The organism is Rhizobium sp. BK112, assembly GCF_014193215.1.
Classification (GTDB): Bacteria; Pseudomonadota; Alphaproteobacteria; order Rhizobiales; family Rhizobiaceae; genus Rhizobium; species Rhizobium anhuiense.
The window spans coordinates 1,028,330-1,040,953 of record NZ_JACHYZ010000001.1 but is presented as its reverse complement, the minus strand read 5'-3'; the positions used below and the strand labels follow the sequence as shown (position 1 = coordinate 1,040,953).

General features: G+C 55.4%; 11 protein-coding genes. 5 read left to right on the top strand and 6 right to left on the bottom strand.

The window, feature by feature from the left end; genetic code table 11:
• Positions 1 to 81: 81 nt before the first annotated feature.
• Complete coding sequence (locus tag FHT75_RS05035; RefSeq protein ID WP_183844935.1) at positions 82 to 864, bottom strand: thermonuclease family protein; 783 nt, start codon at positions 862 to 864, stop codon at positions 82 to 84.
• Positions 865 to 1,125: 261 nt separating this feature from the next.
• Between FHT75_RS05035 and FHT75_RS05030 the strand changes: the two genes are divergently transcribed.
• Positions 1,126 to 1,617: a hypothetical protein gene (locus FHT75_RS05030; RefSeq protein WP_183844934.1), complete on the top strand. Its 492-nt coding sequence runs from the start codon at positions 1,126 to 1,128 to the stop codon at positions 1,615 to 1,617.
• A complete protein-coding gene (locus tag FHT75_RS05025) occupies positions 1,568 to 2,356 on the top strand; it encodes a TIR domain-containing protein (RefSeq protein ID WP_183844933.1) in 789 nt (262 codons plus the stop codon). The genes FHT75_RS05030 and FHT75_RS05025 overlap by 50 nt, the downstream gene beginning before the upstream one ends.
• A 264-nt stretch (positions 2,357 to 2,620) precedes the next feature.
• On the opposite strand, the gene FHT75_RS05020 is transcribed toward FHT75_RS05025, so the two are convergent.
• Positions 2,621 to 2,770: a hypothetical protein gene (locus FHT75_RS05020; protein WP_183844932.1), complete on the bottom strand. Its 150-nt coding sequence runs from the start codon at positions 2,768 to 2,770 to the stop codon at positions 2,621 to 2,623.
• A gap of 3 nt (positions 2,771 to 2,773) precedes the next feature.
• Entirely contained in the window at positions 2,774 to 3,466 is a 693-nt protein-coding gene (locus FHT75_RS05015) for a hypothetical protein (protein WP_183844931.1), read from the bottom strand.
• A gap of 299 nt (positions 3,467 to 3,765) precedes the next feature.
• Between FHT75_RS05015 and FHT75_RS05010 the strand changes: the two genes are divergently transcribed.
• Both FHT75_RS05010 and FHT75_RS05005 read left to right on the top strand, forming a co-directional pair.
• Positions 3,766 to 4,290: a hypothetical protein gene (locus FHT75_RS05010; protein ID WP_183844930.1), complete on the top strand. Its 525-nt coding sequence runs from the start codon at positions 3,766 to 3,768 to the stop codon at positions 4,288 to 4,290.
• A 1,022-nt stretch (positions 4,291 to 5,312) separates the two neighbouring features.
• A complete protein-coding gene (locus FHT75_RS05005) occupies positions 5,313 to 5,513 on the top strand; it encodes a hypothetical protein (RefSeq protein ID WP_047610309.1) in 201 nt (66 codons plus the stop codon).
• A gap of 186 nt (positions 5,514 to 5,699) precedes the next feature.
• On the opposite strand, the gene FHT75_RS05000 is transcribed toward FHT75_RS05005, so the two are convergent.
• Positions 5,700 to 8,492, bottom strand: a complete 2,793-nt coding sequence (locus tag FHT75_RS05000; RefSeq protein ID WP_183844929.1) for a DEAD/DEAH box helicase family protein — start codon at positions 8,490 to 8,492, stop codon at positions 5,700 to 5,702.
• 466 nt (positions 8,493 to 8,958) lie between these two features.
• Here FHT75_RS05000 and FHT75_RS36475 point away from each other — a divergent pair, with 466 nt between their 5' ends.
• Positions 8,959 to 9,978, top strand: a complete 1,020-nt coding sequence (locus FHT75_RS36475) for a GlxA family transcriptional regulator (RefSeq protein WP_018242426.1) — start codon at positions 8,959 to 8,961, stop codon at positions 9,976 to 9,978.
• A 95-nt stretch (positions 9,979 to 10,073) separates the two neighbouring features.
• On the opposite strand, the gene FHT75_RS04990 is transcribed toward FHT75_RS36475, so the two are convergent.
• Entirely contained in the window at positions 10,074 to 11,405 is a 1,332-nt protein-coding gene (locus FHT75_RS04990) for a diguanylate cyclase (protein ID WP_047610311.1), read from the bottom strand.
• Positions 11,406 to 11,591: 186 nt separating this feature from the next.
• Entirely contained in the window at positions 11,592 to 12,422 is an 831-nt protein-coding gene (locus FHT75_RS04985) for a response regulator (protein WP_047610313.1), read from the bottom strand.
• Positions 12,423 to 12,624 lie beyond the last annotated feature (202 nt).

The following is a 12,624-nucleotide window of genomic DNA, read 5'->3' as shown; positions in this document are numbered from 1 at the left end:
TATATTTCGTCCATCTGATAAACTTGAGCCGGTCGAAGAAGTGCGTCAAGAGACCAGCCCGCCATGGCGACTGCGCCACGGCTATGGCTTGCACCATGGCCGAGGCGTCGGCGGGCAGCTCGTTCTGCCGCAGACGAAAGGTACTGCAAGGCCCTCGTTGATAAGAATGCTGCCGACGTCCTTCCCGTCAACCAACAGGGTGCCGCAATAGCGCCCATGGTTGCACTTCTTCGTACCCTCGGTGCCTTGCACACAGGCACACGCGACCTTTGTCAACCGGGAACCGCCATGGGCAACCAGTTCCCGAAGCCGCGACGATGCACGCTCTCCCAGTTGGCGTTCAAGTTGGCACTCGGGAGAGAACACTTCTGGCGTATTGAAACCGACCAGCCGCGTACCGGCGGCCTCGCCAATTACGTGGACGGTGTCTCCGTCGGTTACCGAGAACTCCTGCGTCTGCGATGCCCTCAATGTCATTGGAGACGATTGAAATTGCACTCGCCCGAGATCGAGCGCTTGCAGACCGACGGCCACCGCCGCCACGACCAGAAATCCGATGGCCAGATTTCGGAGACGCCATCTCAACCGTCTGCCTGCCCTGCTGAAACGAGGCCAGAGCAATTTGCTTGGCTGTCGGCGAGGCGGATAGGCGGTGGCGGGTCGTGGCGGCAATGCAATCACATTGTTCGGTCGCCTGAGAATCTCAAAAATCTTCTGCCACTCATTGTCGGAAAGGCGAGCCTGCCCGCCGGATCGTTCGAGACGAGCGTGGATGTCGGTCAGGAACGTTCGCTGCCAGCCCGTCAGGTTCTGGCGAGGCAGTGCTGCTTCGATGTCGTTTCGAAGGTTCCCAGCCGGGTCCATTATCGCCGCCTCTTTTGAGCGAAGGCAGCGTAAGCAGCAGGTCGGAAAAAATGGTAAACCGGGAAGCATATGGAGCCCGGCAATGGGAGTTATACGACTGGACTGAGACGGGCCAACGCGAAACGCAGTCTCCCCATCATTGTCAAAGGATTCAGTCGCCCATGTGACCTGAGCGGCGTACACCTTCAAATTGCAGTGTATTTATTTGTCAGGTGGCTATCGTTTCGGGCCAAAATGGAACTAAAAGCCGGAGGGGCGGGATTGGAGAAATCACTAGAAACTAAAATTGCGCACCTTGAAATGATTCAAGGCGTGATCGGAAGGATGGCAACCGATTCTCAGACCCTGAAGACACTGACCATCACCGTTACTGCCGCGATCATTGCCATCGCGCAAACCAGCAGCGGCACGACTCCCAAACTTGCGCTACTCGGAATAGTCCCGACATTCCTGTTTTGGTACCTGAACGCCTATTACCTCCAAGTAGAGCGGGCATACCGAGCACTCTATGACGCAGTGCGCCGAGACGAGGAAGTCGACGTATTTTCAATGGAATGGCGGCCCTTTAAAAAAAGCGCGGGAAATCTTATGTATTTGGCGTTTCGTCCGACTGTTTGGCTTATCTACGGCTCGGCGATTGTGTTACTTATAGTTGTTGCGTTGGTATCAGAGGGCGAATCACATCGAGGCACGGAACTAAACGATGCACGAGTTCACAAACAACAGCACCAGGAACTACCTTGCATTACTTGACGCTCTGACAAAGCCAAGGCCTCCAGAGCCGCCAAGTCCATTCTCCTATCTCGCTCAACTACTTGGCGATCCGCCGTCCGCTCCGGTTCGATCCAACCCCATACAAGACGCGCTCATCAATGCGCTGTTAAATCCTGCCCCAACTCCCTCTCCTCCTGCCGATCCGTACCGATTGAATGCACTGCTTGCAGGGCTCGATTCACCGTCGATCCGGCAGACAACAAAGCCGGTTGCTCCCGATACGCGACGAAAAGTCTTCTTCTCGTTTCATTACGACGACGTGATCCGGGTCAACAATGTTCGGCACTCTGAGCAGTTCAAGGCTAAGGCTCGCGAGGTTCCTCAATCGTTTTATGACCGCAGTCTTTGGGAAAGGCGGCAACTGACAAATCCCGATAGCCTAAAGGAAATGATCAGAACCGGAGTTAAGGGCGCTTCCGTTATATGCGCTCTGATCGGAACCGAGACATATGCAAGAAGATGGGTTCGCTATGAGATTGCGCGAGCAATCATCGATGGCAAAGGGCTCGTTGGCGTCCACATAAACGGCCTTCGTCATCATCAGCATCGAATTCCTCATCCACGCGGACCTGATCCGTTTGAATATATGGGGATTGGGCTAATGCAGGATGGGACGTATCGTATCTTCGAATTCGACCGTAGCGGTTGGCGGCGTTATCAGGATCATTTGGGATCAGTCCCGTTTCCAAAATACCTCCGTGCTCCAGCGGTCGGCTAAGCTTGAGTGCCTGCAAAGGCTTCATGGCACGGTTTTATTGAACGCCTCATCAATTTGCTGCATGTCGTCAATCAGCGGACGGCGGAAAAATTCGTACGCTTCCATCCACTTTCGTATCGCGAGGCCGTGTCCCGCCTTTTGAAAACGATGTTGCCGTCCGACTTCGATTTTACGAAAGTTGCCACGAACTTATCCCGCGCAACTGTGAAGGAATAACTCTCCCCCGGGTCAATATCGAGCTGGCTAAGAGCTAACATCAGGGCTCTAAGCCTCAACCCGGTCGACGATGTTTCGCTGTATCGTCCGATCCACGCGTTCCATGGAAGAAAACGCCGCGCGTTTTCCTGTGTAAAGTCCGTCGCCCGTCTCCACGGGCGAAAATTCACATGGGTGGATATCAAGCTGCGCAGCCATCTCTCACTCCTGTTGCGCGAACCGCGCCATTGCCTGACGTTGAGGTCCTAGCAGAGGAGGCATTGCGACTGTCGTCAGATGCTCACGCATCAGCGGGTCGCTTGAAAAATCGGCCCAGATGAGACCTTTGATATGGAGGTAGTTGGTAATTTCTCGACCTAAGGGCCCGCCCCCGACCGCCTCCATCATGGCCGCGTATGTGGTAAAGCCGCCGTTTTGTTCGAGATGCTGCAGGGCGAGACGGATAGCGCTGTGGTCAACAATAGCCGATTCATCCATCAAGATACTAGGCAGATGATCGCAGTTTATGTCCGCACTCAAGCAATCGTCTAATATGAAATAATAGTATCCATACCGATAATATAGATCACTCGCCTCTTCTAATTTCTCAATATATTCTTGCGACTCATTGCCTCGGCCGTTTTTGCATTCGAGCACGACGGTGATCAACGGATCGTCAACTGCCCGTCTAGCAGCCATTTTCAAAGCAGTCTTAACGAAGGGTACGCCGTCAAGAAGCTGTTCGACGAACCACAATGGAACCACCGCCTCGATATCCGGCGTGTATTCACGCTTTTTACCGTTCACCCTGAACTCTAAGAGATGGGGCTGAGCCATGTAAGTCAGCACCGAAATCGAGATGTCCAGTAAGAACATGGTCGCCAGCTCTGAATTCGACTCGGCTGGCAGGATCATATTTCCCGCCTTAGGTGCCGGATGCAGGTGCGTGGTATTGCTCTTTAATCCAGTAACCGGGAACCTGGTCGGACCTCCATCCGCAGCTCTGAACATTCGAACATCAGGACCAAGCTGAACGCAAACCGAGGAAATGCCTCTTTTAAGCCCCATTGCCGTTCCTCCGAAATGACATCAAGCGGACTTTCGTTTAAAATCGCCCAAAGGCTGATTTAACAGGTACGAATCGATCCCGTTAATCAGTAGCAGACATACCGATACGAGTCACGGCAAGCCGGTTAAGAATTTGGATAACCCATATGATGCAGACGGCCAGGTTCATCAACGCAGACGACAGCGCTCCGCGCTCTGAGCGAATTCGAGAGATAGAATTGGATACGTCCACCAGAGAGGCGCTACGAGAAGCGATACGGATTAATGCCGCAGAAATGGACCGCTTGCGACGGGCGTTGAAGGAGCGAGAAGTGCGAGCAGCTCACCTCCGACAGGCCGCAGAAGCCATGGAAGAGGCTATCGAGCGAGAAATTGCCGCTCCGGAACCGAAAGTGACTGTTCCTGCAGATTTTTGTCAACGCCAACGCGAAAGGCGTGGCAGCGTTGCTTGGGCTGCACGACGTGAGAGTTATTTGATCCTGAAGCGTGTGGGACGCCCAATGACGCGCAACGAGCTATTTAAAGAGTTAACGGATGTTGGCCTGAAATTTAATTCGAAGGACCCTCTTCAAACGATCACCAAAATTCTCTCAGGTGCTAAAGACGAATTTCTGTCGACAGGTGATGGCTACTGGCTGCAACGCGAACCACGCATAGACGTTGAGGCCTGACGATCCGGGTTCCTCAAGGCATTGTTTTGCATAAGTTGTTCGTCACATGATGCCGCTTCGTGAAGCGAGGGACGCAATCATAATGTTGACATACCATTAAACTCTATGGCTGTCCTCTTATGAACTTTCATTTCCTTTTAAATGCCCTTTGGAAGGCAGGTTCAGAAAGGAATCATCCCACTTAGAAGCTCCCTTTTCGAGAACATCTCCTTAAACGGGGTCAGTCGATAAGGACCGCCACAAGGTCCAGCCGCATCACATTTCCTTGCCTAGAACACCCATAAACTGCTCGCTTCTTGTCGAGAAATGCGGCCACACCTGAAGAGAGTTTCGTGAAAACCTTTGTTCCGACGTCGTGCGGGTCCAAGAATGTGCTCGAACTCACTCATACGGTATCTCACGGCCGCGCCTGCATTGCTTCAGAGACCCTCCACCAGCCGTGGTCAGCAAGCGGCCGAGCCGAGAATGATCTCTCACAAACAGGCTTTTGCTGCCCCAGACTGCTCTACAAAAAGCCGTCTGATGTTGCTGATCGATAGCTTAACCTCCCCCAATACGAAGAACATACCCCTGTTTATCCGGAGCCCGGGGTCGGCAGCTGGCGTCTAGAAAATGGCGTGGTTTGTACTAGCGGAAACTTCGATTCAGTCCGTGAATCCATGGCATCTTCAACCGTGGAAATGGGGTCATACAGCTTCGCACTGCCAAAATGCACACCAGATAGGGCGTCCAGAACCACGAGGTAACAATACCATTTCTTGATTCATTACAGTTAGTTGATCAAAGACAATGGATGTTTGTACTTAAATTTTCCCGTGTTTGTACCCAATTTGAATGGACTGGATAAGATGTCGAGGCCAGCCTAGGGCCGCCGGGCACGCTCCGATCATTCAATATCTCTGATGTTATCCATAAGCCCTATTCGTTTGAATGATGAGTTGTCTGGGGCCATATTGGCATTACGGACATGGACGAACCTCCCATCGATCCCCATGTCCTTGACCTAAGAAAGGAACCGGAAAATGACCACGCTCACCTATCGGGGTGGTGGCAAGACCCTCACCTCCAGCGACAGCCGCTTCGATCTGGCACATTATGCCCGCAAGCTCGTGCTCGCCTGGACACGCTGGCAGACGGCCCGCGAAATCGAAGCTATGCCTTTCGACATCCGCAAGGACATCGGCTGGCCGAGCACGGACGACAGCAAACACCGGACCATGTAATGAATGCGACATTCTTCCCAAGATAGGGGCGGCGTCTGCTTCGCGCAACGTCGCCTTTTTCGTCTTCCGAATTCCCGAATCTGCTTGTCGATTGTCGTTCGCCTTGCCGGCATTGGATGGCCCCGCAACTGCATATCAGGCGCAAACGCGCTGAGGCAGCTCGGAGCCCGCATCATACTTTCCCAATTACTCCCACCGGCTAATTCTATCGGTTTTCCTTGTAAACGCGGAAGCGAATGACTTCGCGCGGAATTGGAGCAGTTTCAGGCGACCCTGGACACTGCGCGTGTAAACAAGTTCCGAATAACCGACGTAACGATTCCAGTGCTGGGCGAAATATATGGCATCCTCCCTTTTCCGACCGATGATCGACGGGACTGCATGATAATCCACCCGGTTCAGCCGCCAGAATTTTGACGACCTGACGAGAATGTAGCGGGGATTCTGTGGGGGAACGAGCACTTCCCGTAGAGCGTCGAGAAAGCGGGACCGCTCAATTGTCGTGGCGCCCTCAAGCCGGCAGTAAATTATGCCGTTTTGGTCGAGCGTCGCCTCGACACTCACATTTCCCAACTCTGTCGTTATGACGCCCATATGATGCAGCGTCTCCAGAACGGTTATTCCCACTTGCTTCATGCTCCCTTCCAGGGAGCCGTTCCGCAGCAACAACAGACTGGCTTTGAGTGCGCCCGGCAAGCAGAAGATGGCCAGTAATGCGAACATAACGAACAGGACCAACTCCAGTTGTTGGAGCGATCGGATGTGCGTGACGCGAAAGCTGTGCAAGAATCCGTTCAAGATCATGCCGGCGAGTGCGGCGCTGTGCGCAAACAGAAACTTTGTCGTATTCCAGTTAACTAGCCCCTTGGGGGCATAGTTGCTCTCCAATGTTTCTTGCATCCTCGCAATGGCGCGTTTGCTGTGCAGCGCACTATGCCAGCGGGATCTCAGTGATTTGCGGTCTGCAGCCCTCCGTTCCATCATTTTGTTGATGTCATCAACACCGCGCGCATTCCATTTGGCAGTACCCAGCATCAATCGTTGAAAACCGCTTTGGATCACCGGAGGCTCGCCAAAGGACAAAGCCTCAAACGCGTAAAATCGGCGTTTCAGCGCATCGACGTCGCTGCCCAAGTCTATTGTCATCGTGTCATATGGATCGGGCGCTTTTCTATCGGTCGATTTCCTCCCGAAGCGCAGCGGTATTCTCTGTTCGAGCTTTTCAGGGTCGATGACCGCCAGATGCCAGACGTTCGCAGCCTTCTGAGGGCTTCGAGGATCAATGCGAATGGCACGACCGCGCATCTGATTGGAGAGTACGTATGATCCCACCGTACTTGCCAGGATCAAAGTGTTTACGGACGGTGCGTCCCATCCTTCACCCAGCAAAGCCTGGGTGCCCACCAGGGCCGTGATCCCGCCGCGACTGAACAGTTCGGTGATTATATGGACGATATTGCGGCTCGGCTCGCCGCAGAGTTCAACGCTCAGAAAGCCAGCATCGAATACCGCCTGCTGATAACGGATGTGTTCGGCACCGATGCCTAGACGGTCTGCGATCTCGTCAAGAATCCCTTTTGATTCCGCCGGAATGACAACCAGGCTCCCCGTCAGAATTCCTACCTTGAGATCAAGTTCTGACCGCCGCAGCGTCTCGAAGATTGGCACGACGCCCATTCTCTCGATGGGCTGAAGGTCCGTGGGGGCAGTGGGCAGCGCATCCTTCCTTATATAGTCGGAAAGGATAACCATACGGAGTTCGTCACGCATCGACGCGCTTTCGAGCCGGGCAATATCGACGATCGCGTTGAGCTTGCTCACGCTTGATACCAGCCGCTTCTGAACCGATCGTGGATCAGTCAGTCGCACTCTGGCGTGCTCCACTGCCCTAATTTCCCTCAGCCTGTCTTGCTGGCAGCGGATTGCCAGTTCAGCTTCTTCGAAATCACTGCGATAGGTGTAGATAGCGCCGTTCAGCAATACCTCTATCCATTCAAGCGTCAAATCCGGTACTTCACGCGCATTGACCCCGAGAATGTCGAGAGTCGACTGCGGCAGGTCGACATATTGTGATTTCAGGAAGATCAGCATGCTGGAGAAAAAGCGTGCATCGTCCAGTATATGCTCCACATTCTCGATCGGCTGCGTAATCCATGGATGGCGCAGAATTGCCTCCTTGAATTCTGCACTCTCAAGCAGCGTTTCGATGAAGTCTCCGATCTGCGCACGAAACTCGGCCAGCTTCTGTGCTTCCAGCGCACTCGGCAGGCTGAAGTGGACATAATCCTGATGCGGGCAAAGATCGCCTTGCAACACAAGTTCCGGCACGGAAATTTCACCGTCGATCGGCCCGCAAAGCGCCTGATAGCGGTCCCATTCCTGAGGATCTACATCATAAGGAGGCGTCGCTGTCAGCGCGACGACTGTGGGCTGACCTAGTGCTTCCTTGAGCATCGTCAGGGCCTTCCACCACTCGTTTCTAAGATGGTGCGCTTCATCGAGCACAAGGGTGCGAACCTTCTCCTCGCGCAGCTTCGCGATGATTTTCTTACTCGCCTTCTCCGTTTCCTGCTTGCCTGGTTCACCGACTTGCGCCCCGTCGCTGCCCTCCTCTTCACCGTCGGGAATTTCTTCTTCGGACGGATGGCCCGAGAACGCCGCATGCAGAGCTTGATAGGTGATGATCGTGACGGTTCCGGGCGCTCTCACATCGTGGGAAATCCATTCCGGTTCGGCAAGGTCGGCGGGCAGGAACATCGTGCGCAGCCGATGCGCCCATTGGTCCCGGATGGTCTTGCTCGGAGCCAGAATCAAAGTCGCCTCACCGAGCCTGCACATCACTTCAAGACCTAAAACCGTTTTACCGGAGCCGGGTGCCGCGACAATATGCAATCCGTCATCGCCTAAGAGATTTGCAAGATCATCAAGTATCTTCTGCTGATATGCTCGCCACGTGCCCTGAAAAGCGAGGTCCTTCATTTAATGCTGCCTTTTGGATTAAATGCGACGAGTCGTTGTGGAACCTGCGACTAAAATACTCTTCGGGAAACACAGCACCATCTTGGCGTGGGTAATGCAGCGCCAGTTATGCTTCCCGCATGCCTTTTGGCTAAATTTCAACGACAGCGCAATGACATCAGCTGGCTGTAATGAATGCGACATTCTTCCCAAGATAGGGGCGGCGTCTGCTTTGCGCAACGCCGCCTTTTTCGCGGCCTGACTGTCCATTCCCAAGCCCTTTTCAGTCTTGAGTTTCAGTCTCCCGTGAATCTGTCATCTGCGCTGTCCCCGGCCATCCCGATAGTTTGACCGGCCCAAACGTGGGCTATGTCGCATATTTGCTCTTCCCGGCCGCATTTTTCCATGCCAGTGTCGCTTTCAGGACATCGGCGCGACGCATTCCGCGCAACGAATGTGTCATCGCCCCTCGAGCATGGATTTCGCTATGAATAGGATGCAGATCAAGAAGCGTTCACTGGTCTTCTTTATGGTACCGCAATTCACCATGCTGCCCTTTTCGGCGGCCGTGGACACGTTGCGCATCGCCAATCGCATGCTCGGCTATCAGGCCTATACCTGGCGGCTGACCTCTGTCGACGGGGAAAAGGTCTATTCTTCCTGCGGCATCGGCGTCGAGGCCAATTCCTCGCTTGCCGAGGAACGTCGCCATCTCGGCGGCGAAAACCGGCCGGGCATGGTGCTCGTCTGTTCCGGCATCGATGTCGAGCAGTTCAACAACAAGTCGGTCAATGCCTGGCTGCGTGAATGCTACAATCGCGGCGTTGCCGTCGGCAGCCTCTGTACGGGCGCGCATGTGCTTGCCCAGGCCGGTCTCCTGAACGGCAAGCGCTGTGCCATCCACTGGGAAAACCTGCCGGGCTTTTCGGAAGCCTTCCCGCAGGCGGAGGTCTATGCCGATCTCTACGAGATCGACGGCAATCTCTATACCTGCGCCGGCGGCACCGCCTCGCTCGACATGATGCTGAACCTTGTCGGCGAGGATTTTGGCGAAAGCCTTGTCAACCGCATCTGCGAGCAGCACCTGACCGACCGCGTGCGCAACCCGCACGATCGCCAGCGCCTGCCGCTGCGTGCCCGTCTCGGCGTGCAGAACGCCAAGGTGCTGTCGATCATCGAGCTGATGGAAGGCAATCTCGCCGAGCCGCTGTCGCTGATCGAGATCGCCGACGGCGCCGGCCTCTCCCGCCGTCAGATCGAGCGGCTGTTCCGCCAGGAGATGGGCCGCTCGCCGGCCCGCTACTATCTGGAAATCCGCCTCGACCGCGCCCGCCACCTGCTGGTGCAGTCCTCGATGCCGGTCGTAGAGGTCGCCGTCGCCTGCGGCTTCGTCTCGGCCTCGCATTTCTCCAAGTGTTATCGCGAACTCTACCATCGCTCGCCGCAGCAGGAGCGCGCCGAGCGCAAGATGACCATGGCGACCGCACGGCAGGCAGTTGCCGCCTGAGGCTATAAGAAGGCCGTCGCCGCTTGAGACGTTGGGAAAGGCCTGTCGCCGTCTGATGTGAAAGGCGGCGGCTTCACCCCCGCGCTGGGATGGCGTTATTGCGCCGCCTCTTCCGTCATTCTGGCGTCGGAATAGACCTGGTTTCGGCCGCGGTGTTTGGCCATGTAGAGGAACTGGTCGGCGGCGTTGAGGTAATTCTCGAAAGTCTCGTAACCGCCGATTTCGGCAATGCCGATCGAAATCGTAACACCGAGTTCCTCGTCGTCGGCCGTAACCTTCAGCCGCGAAATGTCCGAGCGGATCTCATCGCAGAGCTTGGTCGCAGCAGCGGAATCCATCTGCGGAAAGAGGATGGCGAATTCCTCGCCCCCGAGGCGCGAGAGAAGATTTTCGCTGCCTTCGAAGATCGTAAACAGCCTGTTTGCGACAGCCTTCAGCACCTTGTCGCCGATCTCGTGGCCATAGGTATCGTTCAGCCGCTTGAAATGGTCGATATCGAGAATGGCCACGGAACTCGGCACCTTCAGCCGCAGGCACTCGTTCACCAGCTTCGGGCCGTTGTCGTAGAAATAGCGGCGGTTATAGAGGCCTGTGAGATAGTCGCAGGCCGCCGCCGCCCGCAGCTGCCGCATCTGCGCCAGCGTCTCGGCATTGTTGGCGATGCGGCATTGCAGTTCCTCGGCGACAAAGGGCCGGTAGACGAAATCGCTGGCGCCGGCCTTGAGGAAACTCGCCGAAAGCATGCGGTCGTTGGAGGCGGAAACGCCGATGACACGCAGCCTGTCCGAACCGAAGCGATGGCGGATGCGTCGCGTCAGCTCGTAGCCGCTCATATCGGGCATGTGGTGGTCGGTGACGACGAGTTCGATATCGCTGTAGGCCTCGAGCGCTGCCAGCGCCTCGAGCCCCGAACTTGCCTCGACGACGAGATATTGCTGCGCCTTCAGCAGGTCGACGAGCACCTGGCGCGCCGAGGCGACATCGTCGACGACGAGCACCCGCGTCTTGCGGTTGGAGATCGCCCGCCGGACGGTGGCGACCAGATTGTCGAGCGCGAATTCATTGTCCTTCAGCACGTAATCGATGACATTGCGCTCCATGATCTTGTTGCGCGTGTTGAGATCGAATGTCGCGGTAAAGACGATCGCCGGGATATCGTGCTCGATCGTGCAGTCGAGTGCTTCGCCATAGGGCGAATCCGGCAGGTTGAGATCGACGACGGCCATGGTGTAGCCGTGACCGTCCTCGGCAAGTTCTTTGCGAAGAGCCTTCAGTGACGGGCAGGATTTGACGGCAAGGCCGAGCTCGGTCTGGAACCGGTGACAGAGCACGGCAGAAAACATCCGGGAATCTTCAACCAGAAGTATTTTTAGCCCGCCGGAGCGGAGCCCAATGCCATCTCGCTGAAAATCCGCTTGAAACGCCACAGCCGCTATTCCCCCATACGTCCGACGGGCTCGACTCGGCCCTCTCCCCGGGGCGGACGATAGCCGAGAGGCTTATGCGCGTGAAGGGGACAAATGAAAGCGACATTACCTCTAATTGCAAAAATTCGACGACTGTCCCCGACAGTCGCCTCCGGCCCCCTGCCGATACCGATGCCGGAAGAGCCGTCAGGCAACCGCCCGCTCCTTGCGCATCGATTGAATTTGCAGCAGCGTATCGAGGTTCTGGTTGACGCGGCAGTAGAACTCCTCGTCGATGAAGGGACGCAGCATGAAATCATTGCCGCCGGCCTTCAGGAATCGTGCCGAAAGCAGCCGGTTCGACGAAGAGGAAACGCCGATGATGCGCAACTCATGCGAGCCGATATTGGAGCGGATGCGCCGCGTCAGCTCGAAGCCGTCGATGTCGGGCATGTTGTAATCGGTAATCATCAGGCCGATATCGCGATTGGCCTTCAGGATCTCCAGCGCCTTGCCGCCGTTCTCGGCGACGCTCACACGGAAATTGTAACGCTTCAGCCGGCTCGACAGCAGGGCGCGCGCCGTCGCACTATCGTCGACGATCAGCACATGGTGGCGATGATTGGTCAGGAACCGGCAGATCGATTCCGCCAGAAGGTCGACGGCGAAGATATTGTCCTTGAGGATATAATCGACGATGTCCTTGGCCATCAGCTTGTCGCGCATGCCTTCGTGGAAGGTGCCGGTAAAGACGATGGTCGGGATGGAAAGATCGACCAGATACTCGAGCGCTTCGCCGTTTTCGGCGCCGGGCAGGTTGATGTTCGAGATCGCCAGCGTGATCGGATCGGAAGACTTGTCGTAGGAAAACTGCAGATCCTCGAAGCTGCGGCAAATCTCGACATCAATGTCGAACAGCTCCTTGAGGCGTTTGCTGATCATCGAGGTGAATACGTTGGAATCTTCCGCGACAATAATGCGCGCGCCAGCAAACATTTCCCCGGAATATTGCATCCCCGAAATACCTAGAAACGCCATAGCAAACCTTTGATGTAAAATCTGTCCCCGGATCAAATCGATACATCAATTGATTTGAATAATTATTAATCAGCGCGCCGGGATATGAAGCGAAGAAGCGGCCCGATGGGATCGCCCTCGATTTCCTGCAGATATGCTTAAGAAATCAGGCATGAAGCATCGCATTCTCGGCATCGAACGGGCTTTGCCGACAACGTCACAT

Excerpts from the sequence above, each read along its gene's own strand:
- FHT75_RS05035 (WP_183844935.1), bottom strand. The coding sequence starts at position 864 with ATGGACCCGGCTGGGAACCTTCGAAACGACATCGAAGCAGCACTGCCT.
- FHT75_RS05025 (WP_183844933.1), top strand. The coding sequence starts at position 1,568 with ATGCACGAGTTCACAAACAACAGCACCAGGAACTACCTTGCATTACTT.
- FHT75_RS05020 (WP_183844932.1), bottom strand. The coding sequence starts at position 2,770 with ATGGCTGCGCAGCTTGATATCCACCCATGTGAATTTTCGCCCGTGGAG.
- FHT75_RS05015 (WP_183844931.1), bottom strand. The coding sequence starts at position 3,466 with ATGATCCTGCCAGCCGAGTCGAATTCAGAGCTGGCGACCATGTTCTTA.
- FHT75_RS05010 (WP_183844930.1), top strand. The coding sequence starts at position 3,766 with ATGATGCAGACGGCCAGGTTCATCAACGCAGACGACAGCGCTCCGCGC.
- FHT75_RS05005 (WP_047610309.1), top strand. The coding sequence starts at position 5,313 with ATGACCACGCTCACCTATCGGGGTGGTGGCAAGACCCTCACCTCCAGC.
- FHT75_RS05000 (WP_183844929.1), bottom strand. The coding sequence starts at position 8,492 with ATGAAGGACCTCGCTTTTCAGGGCACGTGGCGAGCATATCAGCAGAAG.
- FHT75_RS36475 (WP_018242426.1), top strand. The coding sequence starts at position 8,959 with ATGAATAGGATGCAGATCAAGAAGCGTTCACTGGTCTTCTTTATGGTA.
- FHT75_RS04985 (WP_047610313.1), bottom strand. The coding sequence starts at position 12,422 with ATGGCGTTTCTAGGTATTTCGGGGATGCAATATTCCGGGGAAATGTTT.